Source organism: Chryseobacterium oranimense (genome assembly GCF_900129755.1).
GTDB classification, from domain to species: Bacteria; Bacteroidota; Bacteroidia; order Flavobacteriales; family Weeksellaceae; genus Chryseobacterium; species Chryseobacterium oranimense.
Genome location: NZ_FQWT01000006.1, coordinates 193,353 through 212,607, shown reverse-complemented (window position 1 = coordinate 212,607; position 19,255 = coordinate 193,353). Strand labels below are relative to the sequence as shown.

Sequence of the window (19,255 nt, the reverse complement as noted above, 5' to 3'; positions counted from 1 at the left end):
TAATATATTTCTGTAAGTAGTTTTATTTGTTTTTTGATTCGTAGATAAGCTGTACTACACCCGACCGGAAGGTATTTGTTGTAATGAGATTCAGTTCAAGTCTTTCTTTCAGATTTTCAAACAATGGTTTTCCGCTTCCTAAAGCAATGGGGTGAACTGAAATCCTGTAAATATCAATAAGATTAAGATAAATAAAGGTTTTAATGAGACCAGCCCCGCCATAAAGCCAGATATCTTTTCCCGGCTGAGCCCTGATTTCGGTTACTTTTTCAGCAATATCAGAACTGACAAAAACAGCTCCGGAATCTTTTCTGGCCTGACTTGAAAAAACATATTTATTTTTGGAATGAATGGTGTCCCAGAATTCTTTTTCTTCAGGACCTGCATTTTCTTCCGGCTGATACGTCCCCCAGGAATCATAGCTTACCCGTCCGTAGAAAATGGTATCGATACTGTCCAGAAACTCATTAAAGTTCATATCATCATCCATGATGCACCAGTCTGTTTCACCATTAGGGCCTTCGATGAATCCATCTAACGTGACGGCCAGGTCAAGAATTATTTTTCTCATAAATAGTATAATTAATTATTTAATAATATTCTTTCCAGAAGGTATATTGGAGAATGAGTCAGCTATTTGAAGTTTACTCTTTCTTCATGATAGCCTGTTATTTTACTACTGCTGCCTCTTAACAGCTTAGGATTGAGTGTTCCTGTTTTTTCTGCTGTGAATTTAAAGCTCATTATGCCCAGTCTTTCTCCAGGTTTGGAAAATTCTTCTTTTTTTATAGTATAGCTTCCGGACGGACCTATCTTTATGGTATCAGCAGCCTGCTCTATAAACGTCTGTATATTGCTATCTTCTTTATTTTTTACTCTAACACTTTTGGAAAAGTAGAGGACATTCACATCGTGCAGATCAGACCATTGAAGGGTATAATCACTTTTTAAAGATGCTTCTTTGGTATAGATAATGTTTCCGGGGCTGCTTAATTTCAAGGTGGGAATATTGGCCAGAAAGAATTTTTTTCCATTGCCTAGTTGGATGTGTAGTTCGTAAGTGTTGTTTTTCGGAGCTACATGTTCAGCGCGGTAATCGTAATTTTTGCTGTAATACAGCTGTTGCATGATTTTATATTTTGCTTTTTTTTCATTGACAGATATTTTCACTGAATCGTTGCCAAATTCTTTTCCTTTCTTATCATACAAGTTTACGGAAACGCTGTTGTCTTTTTCGTCCGTCAGGCTCTGATAAATTTCAATTTCAGCCTTTATATCGGAAATATCTTTAATCCTGGATGCGGGAGCCGGCTCGGAACAGGAATTGATCAGGAAATACGTACAGAACACCAAAAGAGACGGCTTTGTTATTATATAGCTGTTAGTTTTCATTTGCTTATCTGATTATAAATTGATCATCATTATTTGATAAGTTCCTTCGAATAATTGTAAACAGATTTATTGTATCTCGGTAAATGGGCAGAAAGTGATTCTAAAACTAATGATAATGCTTCTTTATCCTTATCAACAGAAGAAAGCGACAGTGCCAGAAAAGCATTGACGGCATCATCCAGCTCATCAGAATAATTTTCTTTTTCTTCCCTCAGTATTTCTATACTTTCAGAAAATTTTCCATTGTTGCGCAACGTACTTGCCAGCTGAATTCTTGCTCTTCTTCTCCGCAATCCGGTAAGTCCTAACCGTAGAGCAGATCTGTACAGCGGTTCTGCATTTTTTTCAAAGCCGGTGGAATCGTAGGCGCAGGCTCTTTCGAAATCTGCAATAGCATTGGGTTCAGTGGAAGATATTTTGTCTGTATGTACTTTTATTTTGTCAATAAAATCATTGTCGGGAATGGTTCCCAGCTGATTCCATATGGTTTTTAATTCTTCTTCCCAAAGTTCAAAATCTTTCATTTTTTATAGATATTTTTCAGTCTTCTATGGCTTCAATACCCTGATTGGCAGAAAGATAATTTGAATTCATTATTCAGGGTTTTTGGTGATATTGTGAATACTTGGCTACTTATGCTTCAGATTGTACTTCCGTATCTTTATAAATATTCCAGAAGTTGTAGTCGGTCATTGGAGCATCTGTTATTCCCACATTCCGTCCCATGGTTACAATTTGTCCTCTGTGATAGGTTCCATGAATAATTGCATGCTGGATATACTCATATTTGGAAAAGTCGCACTGGAACCATTGGGATTCTATTTTTATATTTTTTGTTAAGTCTTCTTCTGACAGGCTTTCCACATAATCTACCAACTTTTGGGAATTGGTTTTTATGCCGTTGAAAATTTCTTCTTTAGTAACCGCGGCCGAAATTTTTGCAAAATCGAAATCATTATTTTCTGCAATGTAACTCCACCAATATTGCTGGGTCTGCCAGATGTGGTGCAGGGTTGCAAGGATTGTCGGAAAGCTGGAAATCACTTCCCGGTTAAGCTGCTCGTCAGATTTGGTTGAAAGCCAGTCGATATACTTGTTGACTACCCAATTGTTGTACTGAACACTGTGCGTGATTAATGTTTTTAAACTCATGATGATTAATATTTTGTTTAGTGATATTGGTGAGATAAAAATAAGTAAAATATTAACCGGATTTTATAAAAATGAAATATCCTGTAGTAAAATAGGTTGTATGGTAAAACCTCTTCAATAGAATAATATTCTTGTTGATTTTTTATAATGTACTGAAAGGAATTTTATTTTCAGTAATTAGCTTATTTTTTAATTGCTCTGCGTATTTGTGGGCAAATGCTTCTTTCTCACTTTTTGGAAGCGCAAAATATAGATCCATTCTTTTTTCTTTTTCATCATAATCTTCCGTATGATTACATGGTCTTTCTACAACTTCTAAGTAGTGAACATAGTGTCCAAATTCATGTGATAGAGTTCTATAAAGTTGAGTATTTCTTACAAATTCGGGATTAAATTCGGTGATGAAATTTCTTTTAGTTTGTACAAATGTATGTCCATCAGCTTTTAATCTTTCGAATTCCTTTTGATCCTCAATAGTTTGTTTCTTCGTCCATAATAATTTTTTTTCTGTATTAATTGCATCTAGAATAATAGCAGGAAAATATTCATTTTCAAATTCATAACTGTAAATTAATCTTCCCCAAACCGGAGAGAGGATTTCTTCTTTTCTTTTGGGTTGCCTTAGAATGATAAATTTCAGCTCTCCATAATCCTTAGTTGGAATCTCCTCAATGATTTTCTGGATATCATTGATTGAACATGAATGGATAGAATTTTCACGGGTTTCTTCAACTATAAATATAAATTCATGGTTATTTATTATTCTGGTTATTTTCTGATAGTTGGAAAGTCTTTCATAAAAAGATTTCAGATCTCCATATGGCGAGGAAATAGTCAATTTGTTATTTTGACCATAACCTTGATTCTCTGTTCCGATATTTCTGTTTCTCCTTATTGAGTTATACAATTGTACAAGTATTTCTGTTTCTTAAAATAAAAGTTGCCCATTCAAATCCGTAGTAAGCACCTCACTCATGTAATCAAAGAAAGGGCGCATTGCCAGTAAAGTAAGAAGGGCTTCTTTTTGGAATCCGTCTGACAGCACTTCTTTATCTGTAAATTTCCGCCTTACTACATATTGCTTTTTCCTGATAAGATCTATAGAGGGATGATCTTTATCAAAGCCTCTCGGAGCTGTTTTTACAGCATCTCCTTCGATTTGCCCGAAGTATTTCACAAATGTTTCTTCAGAAGTGATCTTTTCAATTTCCGCGGTGCTGATTTCAAATTCTTTGCGTATGCGGAGCAAATCTTTAGCATCGGGACCCCAGAATCCTCCTCCCACGAAACTATTGCCGGGCTCCAGATGAATATAATATCCACCCCTCAGCATCGGCTTTGAACGGGAATATCCAACCCCGAAATTGGTTTTGTACGGAGTAGGATCTTTGGAAAAACGAACATCCCTGTAAATCCTGAAGATATGTATGCCTTTTAAATTATCATGTTCCTGAAGCTCAGTATAAATTTTATTGAAAAACGCCTTGTTTTCTTTTACAACCGAATCATATTCAGATTTGTGCAGGGCAAACCATTCGCGGGTGTTGTTCTTTTCTAATTGCTTAAGGAATTCAAAGGTTTTTTTCATATTACTATTATAAATATATTCAGTTTCATTGTTCAAAAATAGCAAAAACCGCTCTGTCAACAGAACGATTCTAAATATACATAGAAGCTAAACTGTTATTTCATTTGCAGCAGATCCATTTTCCTTTCCTTCTGTATTTACCAATTTCTCTGCTAAAGTTATTTCTGAAACGTCAATTCTGTTTTCAAGATCCTTCATCATGGCGAGAAGCTCTTTTTTCAGAAGGAAATATTTTTTGTGAAGGAAATAGGGCAGAATATTGATCGCAGTCATGAGAAGCTGCAGATTAGTTTCAAGGTATTGGTTGTTATTAAAATAGATAAGGTCTTTTTCGATATAATATTTCAGGTCTTTTATGGTTTGTTCCTCAAGGTCATCAATCATTTGGGGATTGTCTATATAGGGTGTGATCTCACTTTTTAATCTTTCTTCATGAGGTTTAAGATTTTTGATGTTTCTGCTGATTTGTTCAAACGGTGTTTTTGTGTTCAGAAATGCAGTGGCAGCAATGATATCCGTATAAGGTTTAAACCTGTCTTCGTATTCGCTGTCATAGGTTGAGAATTTTCTGTAGATATTTTCAAACTCATCTTTTTTATCAACCTCTTTTGCCAATCTGAGGAAATAAGTGTAGATGTCCGAATCATTCTGATGGATCTGGTTTTTTACCTCTGAAATAGAATTACTGATTTCCGGAACAAGCTTTCCAGCTTCCTTGATGTTGTATTTTTTACCGTCGTAATCAAAGGTTTTTAAAATAATTTCCTTTCTGATAATGGCTTCTATTGTTTTTTTATCATTTTCAAGGGCAATTAATGTGTAAACCATTTCCACTTTTTCCTTACTGAACAGTTGCTCAAAAGAAAGATCTTTTGCTGCTGCGTTTTCCTGAACACTGAAGTCAGGATTTTTATTGTCATAATAACTGTTGAAGATCTTATCAAAGGAATCTTTAATATGCTGTTTTTCGAACTCAGATGCAAAGGTCTCAAAGTCAAGGTTAGTTTTTTCCTTCTGATATTTTACCTTTGAAAAAAGCTTTAATGTCAGTTTTTCTTCTGTTTTTTCAAAATCCCGGAAAAGGTTTTTGGCAGGTTCGTTTTCAGAGTCTTTTATGATATTAAGCTTCCGGAGCCTTGCAATACGGTCTTCATTGGAAGGGTGGGAGGCCCACTGATTTTCAATGGTCAGTTTCGATTTGTTAAAAAGTCCGGATTCGGAAAGCTTTACATTGGGAAGATCGTATTTGGTGTCCAGTTCGCTTTGCTGTGCAAGGAAATTGATGACAAAAAACTGTTCTTTATAAATATTCTGGCTGGCCTGGTTTTTTGAATATCTTGCTTCATAAAAATTAAGTACATTTTGATAGGAATTGTTGGCCAGTTCCATCCTCAGCAGCGATTCTTCCAAAGAAAGTGAACCCGCAATATTAGCAGCTACTTCATCGGCATGAAATTCCATTTCCCTGGAAAGCGCCATATGACGGATGTTGACAAAAGAATACATTTTGGTAAGAACCCACTGGATTTTACCGGTAATAAAAAGCGCCAATGCCGCAAAAATCGAAAAATACCCGCTCCAGCTGGCCCATTGTGAAATAGAATTACGGTACGATTCATCATCATTAACAAGATTGAAAATGATTTGATTAACATTGTATACATAGCTCCCCACTTTCATAGAACGTTGGGAGAAATGTCCGAACTCATGAGCAAGAACAGCCTTCAGTTCCTGTTTTGTGGAGGTGTTGATCAGTCCAAGTCCGATCGTCAGGTTCTTTTTAATAGGGTAGAACATACTCCAGAAGCTGGAATCATAGAATACGCTTGCATTCACATCATAAGACAAATAGACTTTTTTGGGAAAGTCGGTTTCGGCTTCTTTTACAATTTCATCGATCATTCTGAAAAGTTCAGGTTCATCTGATCTTTGATCTCGGTAAGATGGCTTCTGTCGTTGATGTGTTTTTTAAACAGGAATTTAATGATGAAGAAAAATACAAAACCTCCTGTTCCTGCAAGTCCGGCTCCCAGCATTAGGGTCAAAAACATGGGCTTTACCGCAATTAACCATATCCCTCCAATGATGCATCCTACAGCCAGAGCTATGGTCAAAAGAAACATGAGGATATAAACAATAATAAATACAGTTATGGCCAGAACAGCGGATTTGCTTTTCTTTTTGAAGTCATCGGAAACCTGAATATACATGGAAATAATTTTTTTACAATAATACACACATCAGTGTAAAAAGGCAAAAAAAAAAGAATTTTGCTCTGGATTTGGAGCAATTTTATTGTCCTGATTTTTTGTGTGTAAGTGTAGATAAGGAAATGATGGTATAAATTTTTTAAACAGTCAGAGGTCTTAATTGATAATTTCAGCGTCCGGATTTTCCCGAAGCTTCGCGATTCTTTCCCGCCAGTTTTGAAGCTCTTCATCGGTCAGTTTAATCCATTCCGTTATTTCTCCGACAATTTTTAAGGGTTCTGTACTTCGGTAGGAACGGGTAGGGTTTCCCGGAAACTTTTTATCGGTTACATTGGGATCATTTTCAAATTCTCCTGTTGGTTCTACGATATAAATACGTTCCTGGCCATCTCCTTTTGCCAGCGCGGCAGCCAGTCCTGCCCCGTTTTGTAAGGCCGTAAAGTAAATATGATTCATGGTAATCTCAGGATAATAATTCGATTGGAATCCGGCACTGAGCAAATCCCCAATCTTTAAATCAGCTTTTGTACCGTGGTAAAATGGACCTTTGTCAAGAATTTTCCCGTCTTTTTTGTTTTCCATTGTGAAAGTGTTTTTGAAGTTAGAAGAACCTGTAAACTTAAGTAATTGTTTTGAAATGAAAAAATCTCTGTATCATTTCATCAGGGAATCTATCTGGCTGATTTTGTTGGTTTGGGCGGATGAATTATTTGAACAGGTTTGAGAAACTTGGAAAAGTATTTTTTTAATTTACTGTAAATATGGATTCGTTTAAATGTTTATCTTTATTTAATTCTGTTTAATTCTATTGCATTTTGCATTCCCCCAATTGCTTCAAGAGCTTCATCCTGACTTCTTTTGTCAGACCAGCCTTTTTTAGCAAGTTCGTTTCTAATCTCTTTCTCTGATTTTTCTTTTACAACATGATAAAATGCGAAGTCAACAACTTCAGCCGGAACTCGCTCAATAATATAATTGGTGAGGACAGCAACTATTTTTAAATAAAGAAAAATACCTGTGAGTCCTAATTGTAAGATCCAGCTTATTATCCAGCCAATCCAACCTAAATTAATTTTATTTACCGTAAAACCTTGAGTAAATCTTATCTGTAAAAAATTCAAAAATCCAATTCTTTCCAAATTGTTTATATTCAAAATGAGTTCATACTGAAAATATTGGTTTAATATATAAATCAATATAATCATCACTCCCAACAGATATTTTAATTTGTTAAAATCCGTGTAGTTTGAAAATTTAATTAAATATTTCATCACAAAAGCAATAGCAGTTGCCACCAAAAACTCAAACAGTACAATAATGTAAAGTCCTTTTAAAGAAAGGATTGCTAAGGTAAAACCTAGAATTAATGAAAGACATAAGCCTCCAATAATGGGTACTGTGATATTGGGAACTTTTGTTTGTGCTGGCTTTGGTAAAGTTTCAGGAATGATATAATCATCCCAGTTATTTTTCCTTTCTACTTCACTTTCAAGTTCATTGAGTGCCTGTTGGTCAAAAGTTTTTAAGGTTTCCTGATAAGCATAAATAAATAATTTTACTCTTTTAGAGTTTTTTCCCACATCCCACATTTCGTTACCTAAAGATTCACTTTTTACTAAAACAGTTCCATTTTTATAGCTGGCTGTAATGATTTCTGTCCAGCGTTCATTCATCCAGCCTGTTTCTTTACGCTTTGCTTCTATGCTGTTGTTGTCTTTGTAAACGATATCCCAGTCCAATTTTTCAAAAGTTTTCTCTGAAATAGCAATGAATAGTATTTCATTTACAGATGTTTTGAATTCTTCTTTATACTTTGGAGTGAAATTGATGCTGTGTTTTTTCTTGATTGATTCTTCGAAATTTTTAAAATTGTTTTCCATTGCTAGGGTTGAGGTCCGGTTATTTGTGTGATTTTTTTGTTTGTAAATTTAAACAAAATAGTTGCTTAAATTTCCTCACAGTAAACTTAAGAAAGATATCCTCGCTACCGCACGAATCCTTTCGTGTGGCTTGGCTTTTAGATTAATGTATTAAGGAGAGAAATAGTACATTCCGGAAATAAAATAATCAAATTCCTTTATACCATATTCTTTACATATTTTTTAAACCAACAGATTCTACTGAAAACGAAACTCACCTATTGCAAATGTGTTGTTTTCACGCTAGGTTTTGTGGTGGTCCAGCTTGTCCAATAATTTCTCCACCAAATTTTATTAAATCAAATAGCCGAGTTACAGCCCAATTCAATTCGTCTTGATTACAATAGTAACCTTCAATTTGTCCGTAGTTTTTATAGTCAGAAATATTGAATCCCTCTTCAATGTCATTATACCAAATAATTTTTGTTCCGCAAATTGCCACAACCCAAAAACCATCGCCTTCATCTCCATATTCTTTTTCTATCCACTTCGACGGAGTAATTTTTATTAATTGCCAGAAGTTCCAAAGTTCTCCGGTCAGGTCGGTTTCTGTCTTTAGGATTTGGTCATAAAGTTCCGTTATCGATATTGGTTTCCATTCTGCCATTGTCGTCCGTTATAATTTTATATTAAATTTACGTATTGCTTCTAACATAATTTAAAAAACACCTTTAAAATAGAACGGTAGTATATTAAATTGCCTCGCTCGCTGGCCGTTGCCAATATAATGTTGTATTTAAAATTCAGTTTTATCAGTTTTACAATACCATTTTGGATCGCAACTTGAGGTTTCGCATCCAGCAAAATGATATTTTTTTTTGTTTTTTTTCATAAATTTTGTAGTTGTTAATCCATAAAAAATTGGAATTACGTTTTCATCTGATTTACATATTGGGCAAGTCTTACTTTTATTCATTCGATATTTGCAGAATTTTTCTGCGAAAAAAATTTTATTCAGATTTTTATTGAAGTCAATTTGAAATTCATTTTTTTGATATTCTTCGTTTTGAATTGCAAGTCTATACTTTCCATTCTCTAAATTTTGGAATTCAAATTCTCCGTTTTGGTTTGTAGTTGTTGTTAGTTCTTCTTTTGTTTTTTCGTTGATTAATTTAAGATTGAAGATTGGATTTTCAATTTTTCTAAAAATCAGTGAATCTTTTATTTTTCCGCTTAAATTTTGAGCATTGCAACAAGAAAATAGAATTAAATATATTAAAATTTGTATTTGTTTCATTTTCAGTGTTTTGTTGGATGATATTGAGGATAATGGAAAGTATTGGCGATATTATGTGCAGAAAGTTTACGTTCTATAAAATAGAACGGTTAATATATTAATTTGCCTAGGTCACTGACCGTTGCCAATACCATATTTTGCGACGTTCTTTTAATTCAGTTCTAAAACCAATTGATGATCTCATATTTTACTTTTGTATTAGGTTTTACTATTTCTAAAGAAATATTACTGCCTTTTTCTATTCCTGAAACTTCAGCTTGCTTTTCCCAACTTCCTTTCGTGAATTTAAATTTTGCCGGGGTGTGTAATTTTAGTGTTATTGTTCTTTCATAATCACTTTTTTTATTCAGTTTTATCTTATTTGGGACCCATTTTCCTAATTCTTCCTGATTTCCGGTGATATATATATCATCTTCTTTATTGGGAACTTTTACAGTGATTGATACATTATAAACTTCATCTGAAAATATTTTATAGAATGTATCGGGATCTTCATTTTTAGATTTTTGATAACTTTCAATATATGAACTTAAAAAACCACTTTCTTTCAAAAACTGCATGGGGTCTTTTATGTGCAGAATATCATCAATAGCCTTTTTCTTATCTTTCTGTTTATTAAAATAGGCTTCCACAATTTTATATCCCATCCAATATCCTAGATCTTTGGGGCGGTCATCTTTTTTTGACGTTTGATACAGCCAGTCCTGTTGATCTTCTCCTTTTAGTCTGCTCACAAATTCCTTACATAGTTTGTCAAGATTTTTTTCGCCGTATTGGTGGTGTGCAGAATTTATATTTTCCCCCGAAATAAGCTCTCCGATAAAATCTGCTCCTCCTTCTAATAAGGATTGTTTCAGTAAAGTTTGTTCTCCCTCAACATTTTGTTGAAAGTGAATTAATTCGTGAGCAGCAAGTGCCGGAAGACCATCAAGATTTTTTATGACTTCAGTGCCTATGATTAATCCGTCATTTGTAGAGGTTCCTCCTGAATATCCTAAACCATACACCAAATAAATGGGTGGAAACTTAGCTTCAGGATACCAATATTTCAGGGCGCTGTAAATTGCGCGTAACCTTTTTTCTTTTGATGGGATGTCATTTATGATATTCCGTGTAATTTCGTATTCAGATTTTTTTCTTTTAACATTAGCATATAAGGAATCTGCGCTCATTACCCTGTAAGGAAACGCCTTTAAACCCACAGAACCATTTTGTAAATATTCTTTAAACGGGTTTTCTTTTGAAGTTTCCATTTTGTCAAATGCTGTCCAGAAATTCGTAAAATCCCGGGTTTCAAAAACAGCATTTAATGGACTTTCTGAAAAACTGGTTTGTCCGAAAGAAAAATTAGAAATTATTAAGAGGAAAATAGTAGTTAAAAGTTTGGAATTCATGTTTTTTTTGATTTTAAACGCAATTTTAGATAGAATGTTTCACAACGGAAAAGTATTGGCGAAGTGCGGCAGAATCTTTTGTTAAAGTTCTATCAAACAGGTCCGATGCTTTTTCGGGTGACTAAATTACTAAGAAAGTCTAAACGAAAAATAGCAGTGGCAAAAAATTGCAAATATTTCAACTTAGACTTTCGTACAGTATTTTGCCAATGTAATGTTAGCTGTTCATTGTTTTCTGTTATTCTATTTCAATTTTATTGTAAGAAATCCATCGTTTCAGATTTCCCACCATTCTTTTTAAATGATCTCCATTCAGGAAAATATTGGTCCAATAGTCAAATCTGTCGCACTGAACGCTTATGTAATAGGTCATAATTGCTAAACAGGCATAAGGCAAAAATCTTTTTTCTTCGGCGCTGATTACTGTTACTGTTTCGTAGCCTTTTAAAAAACTTTCTGCTTTTTCCTGATACTCTGCTTCGTTCAGATTGGTTGCAAGTAACTGAAACAGGAAATAAGAAATATCGAAACATAAGTAGCCGTTACCGCAAAAGTCAAAGTCAAAAAATGTTATTTCCTTTTCATCGTCAATGTGCAGATTGTCAAACCAAACGTCAAGATGTACGCTTCCATATCTCATTTCTGGTTTGTCGATATTTTGGATTTTTAGCGTTAAAAATGCAGACAGTTTTTCTAAAAATTCAATTTCGCTGATGTTTTTATTGAAGAACTTTTTTATTCTAAAAACAGAGTTGTCCAGCAAATTCTGAGTATTGTAAGACATTCTCTTTAGTTCAAAATTCTCTGTGGATTGATGAACTTTTGCCAATGCCTGCCCGATAAGAAAGCTTGTCTGTGATGAAAATTTTGCTGTCTTTGTACCTTTGGCATACGAAAATAAAACGCCAAACCTTGTTCCTTCCGGAGCTTCAATTTCCTGGATGTATTGGTTCGATTGATCAGCAATTGGAAAAGCAACTTGCCGGTCAGTGTCTTTTAAATGAAGTAAAAGTCTTAATTCTTCCTGGATTTCTGATTTTGTTCGCCAATTATTGGTGTAAACTCTGAAAACGTATCTGTTTTCGCCATCGGAAACAATGTATAAATGGTTCATGGCAAGTCTGAATATGCTGCATTCCGTTTTGCCGCTTAATCCGTATTTTTGCTGAATAAGTTTGCCAAGTTCATTGGGTGAAAGTGTGCTGTTTATTACCGGAAATTTTTCTGTCATTAATTCTTGATGTGTCTGTGGTTATGGCCTCTCTGCTGTTTTTTTTAATTTTTGGATACTTCTGCTTTTTTGGATATTAATTCATAAATTTTTCTTGTAACATCAGAAACTACACTCCAATCTCCAACTGAATTATACTCACAGGTTAATTTTGTGTTTCCTGTATCGTATTTTAGCATCACGTTTCCCACATAATCAGTTGCTAGAACATTTGTAAATTTTGGCTCGGTTACAGACATATAAATATATTTTGCTAAACTATCTTTTTCAGATTTAGTGAAATAAATTTTCTTTTTCACGATTTTTTCCTGTTTGGTTTGTCCATTTTCGGGCGTTATTTTAAATGTAATATTATTTGGATTTTGCTCATATTCTGCAGAATCAGAAAATTTTGAAATCAGTATTTTTTCACTGATAGTATTAATTTCAAGTTTTTCCCAATTACTATTCAGATTTTCTACCTTTTTTTTATTTTGTTTTTCATGACAAGATAAAATTAAGGACATAAGAAACAATGTTAATATTCTAAAATTCAATTTCATACGGGTTTTTGGTAAAATTAACATCCAAATTATATATTACGGTATACACAATATATACAATTGCGCAAATGTTGTTTTGGTTTTTATTTTGAAAGTTTAAATTTTTTAATCGAGGCTTTGTGTTTTATCCATTGGACAGCAATATCGACAGGTGCCGTATCGTTGCCGGAAGAAGTATTGTGTCCCAGTTTAGAAAATAAAGTATATTCAAAAGGTTTGCCCTGGGCTTTAAGGGTATTCAATTGTTCCATACACAGCTTTACCGGAATCTGGATGTCTTTTTCACCAAAAAGCCAAAGCCCGGGAATGGAAAGGGTATTCAGAGAGGTTTTTGGGTCTGTCGCTGTAAATTGATATTTGTCCGGATCATTTTTAGTATGTTCGAGGGCGTCTGCTTCTGTATGGTTTTCCCAGAAATTATTGTTTCCATTCGTATAAAACTGAAACCGGAGCTGCTCCAGCGTCGTAATGGTAGGTCCACTAAATAAGACCATGAATTCAATCTGTGGATTTTTGCTGGCAGCCATCGGGATGATCCATCCTGCCTGGCTGAAACCTACTAATCCAACGGGTGTTTTTTTATCTTTCAAATAGGTTCCGAATGTTTTTACGGCTGCATTGGCATCCTGAGCCAATAAATTAAGATTAGCAGTGTCGATATTATTTGTGCCAACAGATGGACCTACATACACCCCGCCGGATTCTCCCACGCCACGTTTGTCATAGGTGAGTACGGCAATACCTTCTTTGGCAAGGCGTTTGGCGAACTCCATTTCTCTTTTTACCGGATCGGAGCCATGAACAATGACAACTGCTGCCAATGGTTTTTCAGGCTCTAAAATGGAGCCTGCGAGAGTAATGCCCTGACTTTCAAATTTTACATCCTGAATGGTAAAGCCGACCGATTGTGAAAATACAAATTGCGGAAAAGCTATCAATAGCAGTCGGAAATAAAAGCCGGAAAAAGAGTGAATTTTCATAGATCATGGTTAGTCGTCAAATATAATACAAAAAAATCGCCCTGTAAAAATAGAGCGGATGGTATTTCCTTTCGGTAAATGGTTATTGGGGGCGGCCTCCTGCCCGCACTGGCCTTTGTTAAAATATTGGATCTTATTGGCTGACATTTCCAGAAAGTACACTTTCGCTAATATCTGCCACTTGTATGCTTTTAATAGCTGAGCTGGTGAGGGACGCTGTACTTCCACCTATGATGTATAATTTATTGTTGTATACTTCAGCTGCAGCGTCTCTTCTGGGAATCATATTGGATGATAACTGATGTAATTTATTGGTTGTGGTATCAAAATAGGCCAAAAAAGATTGATTATTAAGACCACCTACAATAAAAATTTTATTACCGGATACAGCTAATGAGTGTCCGGATATCCCAACAGGCATCGTGTACTTATCGATCCAACGATTAGTATTGAGGTCGTAAACGTTGATCAGGCGCGATGGCGTCCCGTTAAAACCACCAATTACATAAAGTTTATCATTAACAATTTTGCCTTTTGCTTCTCTGGCTGTGGGCATATCCGGTAATGGGTTCCATGTGTTCAAAGCGATATCATAGTACTGGAATTTATTAGAAAATACGGTGGTGGCAGCTCCATTTAATCCGCTGCCGCCAAATACATATATCCTGCCATTATGGATGGCTGAACCTGCATTTCCTGTGTAGGAACGATTCACAGCCCCCTTCGATAGGGTATTGGTGGCAAGGTCTATAATTTCAAGGTGGCTGTTTCCCCAACCGTTAAAAATATAAATTTTATTATTGTAAGTCTCTGAATTAGCAAATCTTTTGGGAAGCAGGGTAGAATTGAGAATACTCCAGCTGTTGGTGGTAATATTATATTTTTCAACATACCTTGCATCACTTGCTTTTGCCTGATACCCATTGCTCACATAGATATCATCATTCACTATGACACTGGCTGTGGCCCCTCTGCCGGCAGACATATTGGCGATATTTTTAAATTGAAGTGTTTGTGCATGGGCTAACAATGAGCCAAAAAATAAAAGGAGTACTAATTTTATTTTCAATGGTATTAAGATTTAGTGTTTGTTTTCTGTTGAGAATCCGGGATTGTTTTGCCCCCGAATATCACTTGAACATCAAAGTCAAATATAGGGAAAAAGTGTAAGCTAATTTTTTCGGTTAGCTTTTTCAATGCCCTAAATTATCCAGACTTCGGATTTATTTATTTGAACGGCGTAAAGTAGGATAGCTTCGCGTAGCAAAACTCTTCTGATTACAACCACTGGTGTTTGTCATAAAATGAGCTGTATGGAAGTCTTACGCAGTTTGTGGGAAACCAACGGAGTTCTCGGGTAGGGGCAAACAATAGTGGTTGTAATGAAATACTATTCATAAGTCAGGCTGACAGTTAAGTCATTAATTTAAAATGTTCTTTGCAAACCAGGATGGAGTTGTCTTTATTTTTTCTCTTTCCTTTCAAGAATAAGATAGGCCGCATCCAGCATTTTGGTGAGGTGAATGTATGGACTTATAATATTCCTTTCCGGCAGATTGTTATAGATTCCCAGTGAGAGATAGACCATCCCGGAAATAAAATAATCAAACTCCTTGATGCTGTATTCTTTGAATGCTTTTCTAAAGACTAACAGAGGATTTTGGTATTCCTTCTCTGAAAGCAAGCCAAGAACCGACGGGGAAACATCTTCCAACTGAATAGTTGCGGTTCTTTTCTTTTCCTGTAGCGCTATGAGGTAGCCTGCACGGATGAATGACCGCATCGCCTGCTGAAAATGAAGGATAACGGATGGGTGTTCTTTTATCCAGCTGTTTCTTTTTACCGCATAACTTATAATGTCGTTTAGCAGCTCTTTGGATGCTGCAAGGTCATTGAGCTTAAAATAGTTTTCCATTAGCTGTATGCCGCAATGTTTCTTCCGGCTTTTGCCAAGCCGGGATTGAAAGTCTGTTCTGTTTTTTTTCATGAGTTTGTATTTTTGTAATAGTGATTTTCAAAATAATTGATGTACTATTTTCTTAACCATTAAGATTTTTTTAAGTGATTAAGAATTATTAAGCTCATAGCTGAAGCTATGTTTTTAGCGGGTTGCTTCAACCATCTTTGATGGATCTTAACTTATCTTATTCTCTTCATGTTCCTTAATGGTTATAAATTTTTGTCATGTTTTTATGGTACGATTTTACTGGCCGTAAAAGGAGGAAGCCCGCCTGAACTTCCTGCCCATACAATCCCAATGAATATGATAGAATTTGTGTTTTTCTAAAAGCCCTAAAGCCGCAATGGATTGTACACTCCATTGTACCGTATCATGATACTTTATGTTGTAAAGCAGGCTTAGAAAATTATTGTAGAAAAACAGAACTGCATGAAAATAAAAACGGCATGAGACTCTACAATATCCGCTTTTGAGGCACTGGTATACCATTGGAACAGATAAGGAGAGCCCACGCCTAGGTCGTGAGCTTCCTGCTTATCGTCTTGTTCCTATTAAAAATTACCAGTTTTCAAAAGCAAGATTCTAAGCAATAGCTTCTTTTATTCTTTGAAGTATCGCAAAGCTACATTTATTGTAGCTTATTGTACAAATATAAAATAATTTTTTAACTGTAGGTTAATTCAACTACATTTTTTTTATTATAAACTTTCCAAATTGCTTTGATAATGGTATTGCAATGGATAGAATTGAGTTTCGAATAGCTTTTGGAAAAAGAGTTGAAAAATTTAGAAAGAAGTTGGGATTAAGCTATCGTGAGTTAGCTCAGAAATGTGATGTAGACCATAGTAATATCAGCAAAATTGAAAAAGGAGAAGTTGATTTAAGAATTTCAACAATACAGGAACTGTCTAAAGGATTAGAGGTTCATCCTCAAGAATTATTTGATTTTAAAATAGAATAAAAAATAATCTCCGAAGTCTTCAGACTTCGGAGATTATTTTTTTTTATAGATTGGTTTTATTTTATTGGGCTCAAAATCATGAGACTTTGCTGAGCGATAAGTAATTCTAATGATTTCTAACAGATTGATTTTGTTAGCTTATGTTAATTTATTATGCATTATATTCGTTGATATTGTTTATTATTTTTTGTATATCATCTATATATTGTTCCTTTATAATTTTACCTGACTGATCAATTAAACCTTCAACAGCAGATTTTTCTTGAATAGCCTTTTTGTCTCTGATATCATTTGTAGGTATAGCTTGAAATAAATAAGGATAATCTTTTGAGTATTGTTTGATTAAATGTTCCATATTTTTATCTAATATTACACTAACTTTATCGTATCCTAGTTGATTCAAAATATCTAAAATTTTATCTAAATTACCTGCGCCTCCAATTCCCCAACCAAAAAAACTTCCACTAATTTGCAGGTGTAATATATTAAGAATTTGTTGGAAATAAACAACATCTTCTTGACCTTCTACAATTAAAACATTATCTTCTAAGAAAAAAATTTCTTTAGCATCTATTCCCAAAGTGTGCGGATTGAAAAAATTACCTAAAAGTTGTTTAATGGATTGAATTTGTTTCTCTACTAATTGATTAATTTCTGTTCCATTATTTTTTTTGATTATTCTAGCCAGTTTTCCTCCATTTAAAAGAGATTCCCAACTAACAAAGTATGGAGAGTGAGTAGAAATAACAATTTGTCTATCAGCCGAAAATTCTAAAAGAAGCTGACATAGCTTTCTCTGTAAACTTGGGTGCAATGATAGTTCAGGTTCGTCAATAACAATAATATCATCTTTTTGAGAATCATATAAGGCATCAACTATGGTAAAAATACTAAGAAGTCCTTCACCTGCTCCTTCACTGCTATGATAATGGTTATCATAATTAAACTTAATATAATAGTTGCCATTGTCAGATTGGTCTATTGTCCAGTTAGGAAGAGGGCTCAATACTTTGGATAATATTTTATTAAAATCATTTGGATTCTCATTTATATTGAAAAGCCTGTTGCTGAAATTATTGTAAACTGCACTTCTTTGTTCCTCAAATGCATCATGTTGAAAAAAATCATTTCTATTCCATTTACTTTTGCTAAAATAAGGATTAAAAGTCCTTCTTGATTTTATGACAAATATGTTAATATTGCTATCCTCCAATCCATTCGATATAGATTCTGTTTCGCTTCCCCCTTGAGGAGAGGTTCTTAAAGTTATAAAATTATCGTCATCTTTATATAATTTTAATTCAATTCTATCATCTGTATTTTTATTTCTTTTCCCCTCTGTAAAGCTAGGTTTATTATGCCCTTTAATACTATTAAATGCTTTAAATGCTTCAATAATTGTTGATTTTCCTGCATTGTTTGGTCCTACAAGCGTAGTCAAGCCACTGCCGATTTGTCCATTTGGAATACTTAAATTGAGATTTCCTGTTTGCGAAAAACCTCTTAAACCTTTGATTGATAATTTTGAATACATGTTTTAATTTCTTATAAATATATTTGTTCGATAAGGGAGAGACATACTATTTAGTCTATAATTTTATATCATTGAATATACTACTAATTAATAATATTTTCTTACGGGAAACCATAATCAAAAAAAACACACCACCGCTACCGCACGAATCTTTCGTGTGGTTATGTATTATAAATTAAACATTCCAATAATAGTTTAAAAGCTAAAGCCACACGAAAGATTCGTGCGGTAGCGCGGGGAGAATGAATTGTATGGTAATTTTAACTTTTTAAAGACTATTCATAGGATTTTCCCAATTGTAACTAAATAATTTACTATTTAAAGCTAATTCAAGTTTATTTCGAATATTTTCTTTATCAAGTTTAGACTCAGTAGTCAATTTTAAAATATCATAAAATCTTGTAGCGTTTATAAGTTCAATAGGCATACCTTTATTAGAAGATTTTTGAACTACTTTATTGGCTCCACTTTGAAAATCTGATGTAGTTACAAAAATACCACTTGGTATACCAGAAAGAAAGAGAGCACCTGTTAACTCTCTTATTTGATCAACCTTTATTTTATTCTTGTATCTCTTAACTTGGACACCAATTTGTTTACCTTGCTTTTCTAGGATGACATCAATTCCACCATCATTTGAATAACCTGTTACAATTGCATCATATCCAAGGTTTTTAAAAACCTGTCCTGTTACATCTTCAAATAATTTTGGATGTAAACTAAATCTTGCTTCATATTTAGCTAGAAGATATTTTGAAATTTCATTGATTGGAACATCAATATTATGCAAATCTAATTTTTTCGATAGCCCTGCAGTGCCATAGAAAAATTGCCATAACTGCCATACTTTAGCACTAACAGTCACATCCTTTATTATTCTCCACCAACCACATTTATTACAATGATGAAAATATACTTCACAGGAATATGTAGAAAGATCAAGCTCCCACATTTCTTCATCCATCCCTTCTTCATGGACCCAACTCTTTCCTAATTGATGAAAGTTATAAATTTCTTTTAAATCTACATCCCAATAATCATTTATTGAAAAAACTTCTAGTTTATTTTGACAAAAAACACATTTTTTCATGTGAGGATTGTCATCACCAACACTTAATGGACTATCAAAATTATTATATTCAAATATTGACATGG

At 34.1% G+C, this 19,255-nt stretch carries 21 protein-coding genes; 1 reads left to right on the top strand and 20 read right to left on the bottom strand.

What is annotated here, in order from left to right; translation table 11 throughout:
- Nucleotides 1–22: 22 nt before the first annotated feature.
- The 18 genes from BUB03_RS17725 to BUB03_RS17640 all read right to left on the bottom strand — a co-directional run bounded on the left by BUB03_RS17725 (nucleotide 23) and on the right by BUB03_RS17640 (nucleotide 15,632).
- Nucleotides 23–571 (bottom strand): dihydrofolate reductase family protein, encoded by a 549-nt coding sequence (locus BUB03_RS17725; protein ID WP_073065688.1) that lies wholly within the window; start codon nucleotides 569–571, stop codon nucleotides 23–25.
- A 62-nt stretch (nucleotides 572–633) separates the two neighbouring features.
- Entirely contained in the window at nucleotides 634–1,392 is a 759-nt protein-coding gene (locus BUB03_RS17720) for a hypothetical protein (RefSeq protein ID WP_040997335.1), read from the bottom strand.
- Between the two features lie 29 nt (nucleotides 1,393–1,421).
- Complete coding sequence (locus tag BUB03_RS17715) at nucleotides 1,422–1,916, bottom strand: tetratricopeptide repeat protein (protein WP_040997334.1); 495 nt, start codon at nucleotides 1,914–1,916, stop codon at nucleotides 1,422–1,424.
- Nucleotides 1,917–2,025: 109 nt separating this feature from the next.
- Nucleotides 2,026–2,544, bottom strand: coding sequence for a DinB family protein (locus BUB03_RS17710; protein ID WP_040997332.1), 519 nt, complete (start codon nucleotides 2,542–2,544; stop codon nucleotides 2,026–2,028).
- A 142-nt stretch (nucleotides 2,545–2,686) separates the two neighbouring features.
- A complete protein-coding gene (locus tag BUB03_RS17705) occupies nucleotides 2,687–3,451 on the bottom strand; it encodes a hypothetical protein (protein WP_040997330.1) in 765 nt (254 codons plus the stop codon).
- Between the two features lie 21 nt (nucleotides 3,452–3,472).
- Nucleotides 3,473–4,132 carry a DUF2461 domain-containing protein gene (locus BUB03_RS17700; protein WP_073065686.1) on the bottom strand — a complete coding sequence of 220 codons (660 nt, stop codon included), beginning with the start codon at nucleotides 4,130–4,132 and terminating at the stop codon, nucleotides 3,473–3,475.
- A gap of 87 nt (nucleotides 4,133–4,219) precedes the next feature.
- Nucleotides 4,220–6,034, bottom strand: a complete 1,815-nt coding sequence (locus BUB03_RS17695) for a M48 family metalloprotease (RefSeq protein ID WP_073065683.1) — start codon at nucleotides 6,032–6,034, stop codon at nucleotides 4,220–4,222.
- Nucleotides 6,031–6,342: a hypothetical protein gene (locus tag BUB03_RS17690; RefSeq protein ID WP_073065680.1), complete on the bottom strand. Its 312-nt coding sequence runs from the start codon at nucleotides 6,340–6,342 to the stop codon at nucleotides 6,031–6,033. The genes BUB03_RS17695 and BUB03_RS17690 overlap by 4 nt, the downstream gene beginning before the upstream one ends.
- Nucleotides 6,343–6,498: 156 nt before the next feature.
- Nucleotides 6,499–6,924 carry an NAD(+)--rifampin ADP-ribosyltransferase gene (gene arr / locus BUB03_RS17685; protein ID WP_040997326.1) on the bottom strand — a complete coding sequence of 142 codons (426 nt, stop codon included), beginning with the start codon at nucleotides 6,922–6,924 and terminating at the stop codon, nucleotides 6,499–6,501.
- Nucleotides 6,925–7,127: 203 nt separating this feature from the next.
- The gene (locus BUB03_RS17680; protein WP_073065677.1) at nucleotides 7,128–8,222 is read right to left on the bottom strand and encodes a hypothetical protein; all 1,095 of its coding nucleotides are present in this window, start codon (nucleotides 8,220–8,222) and stop codon (nucleotides 7,128–7,130) included.
- Between the two features lie 277 nt (nucleotides 8,223–8,499).
- On the bottom strand, nucleotides 8,500–8,868 hold the full coding sequence (locus BUB03_RS17675) for a hypothetical protein (protein ID WP_073065674.1): 369 nt from the start codon (nucleotides 8,866–8,868) through the stop codon (nucleotides 8,500–8,502).
- Between the two features lie 129 nt (nucleotides 8,869–8,997).
- Nucleotides 8,998–9,498 (bottom strand): carboxypeptidase-like regulatory domain-containing protein, encoded by a 501-nt coding sequence (locus BUB03_RS17670; protein WP_073065671.1) that lies wholly within the window; start codon nucleotides 9,496–9,498, stop codon nucleotides 8,998–9,000.
- 161 nt (nucleotides 9,499–9,659) lie between these two features.
- Entirely contained in the window at nucleotides 9,660–10,892 is a 1,233-nt protein-coding gene (locus BUB03_RS17665; RefSeq protein WP_073065668.1) for a DUF2268 domain-containing putative Zn-dependent protease, read from the bottom strand.
- 238 nt (nucleotides 10,893–11,130) lie between these two features.
- Nucleotides 11,131–12,123 carry a phosphotransferase gene (locus BUB03_RS17660; protein ID WP_073065665.1) on the bottom strand — a complete coding sequence of 331 codons (993 nt, stop codon included), beginning with the start codon at nucleotides 12,121–12,123 and terminating at the stop codon, nucleotides 11,131–11,133.
- 44 nt (nucleotides 12,124–12,167) lie between these two features.
- Nucleotides 12,168–12,629, bottom strand: a complete 462-nt coding sequence (locus BUB03_RS17655; protein ID WP_073065662.1) for a hypothetical protein — start codon at nucleotides 12,627–12,629, stop codon at nucleotides 12,168–12,170.
- 119 nt (nucleotides 12,630–12,748) lie between these two features.
- Entirely contained in the window at nucleotides 12,749–13,645 is an 897-nt protein-coding gene (locus tag BUB03_RS17650) for an alpha/beta hydrolase family protein (RefSeq protein ID WP_073065659.1), read from the bottom strand.
- 133 nt (nucleotides 13,646–13,778) lie between these two features.
- Nucleotides 13,779–14,714 carry a Kelch repeat-containing protein gene (locus tag BUB03_RS17645; protein WP_139258913.1) on the bottom strand — a complete coding sequence of 312 codons (936 nt, stop codon included), beginning with the start codon at nucleotides 14,712–14,714 and terminating at the stop codon, nucleotides 13,779–13,781.
- A gap of 393 nt (nucleotides 14,715–15,107) precedes the next feature.
- Nucleotides 15,108–15,632, bottom strand: coding sequence for a hypothetical protein (locus BUB03_RS17640; RefSeq protein ID WP_073065653.1), 525 nt, complete (start codon nucleotides 15,630–15,632; stop codon nucleotides 15,108–15,110).
- A gap of 709 nt (nucleotides 15,633–16,341) precedes the next feature.
- Between BUB03_RS17640 and BUB03_RS17635 the strand changes: the two genes are divergently transcribed.
- Nucleotides 16,342–16,566 carry a helix-turn-helix domain-containing protein gene (locus BUB03_RS17635; RefSeq protein ID WP_073065650.1) on the top strand — a complete coding sequence of 75 codons (225 nt, stop codon included), beginning with the start codon at nucleotides 16,342–16,344 and terminating at the stop codon, nucleotides 16,564–16,566.
- 151 nt (nucleotides 16,567–16,717) lie between these two features.
- Here the strand turns inward: BUB03_RS17635 and BUB03_RS17630 are convergent, their stop codons facing one another.
- Nucleotides 16,718–18,100: an ATP-dependent nuclease gene (locus tag BUB03_RS17630; RefSeq protein ID WP_073065648.1), complete on the bottom strand. Its 1,383-nt coding sequence runs from the start codon at nucleotides 18,098–18,100 to the stop codon at nucleotides 16,718–16,720.
- A gap of 268 nt (nucleotides 18,101–18,368) precedes the next feature.
- A complete protein-coding gene (locus BUB03_RS17625; RefSeq protein WP_073065646.1) occupies nucleotides 18,369–19,253 on the bottom strand; it encodes a restriction endonuclease in 885 nt (294 codons plus the stop codon).
- Nucleotides 19,254–19,255 lie beyond the last annotated feature (2 nt).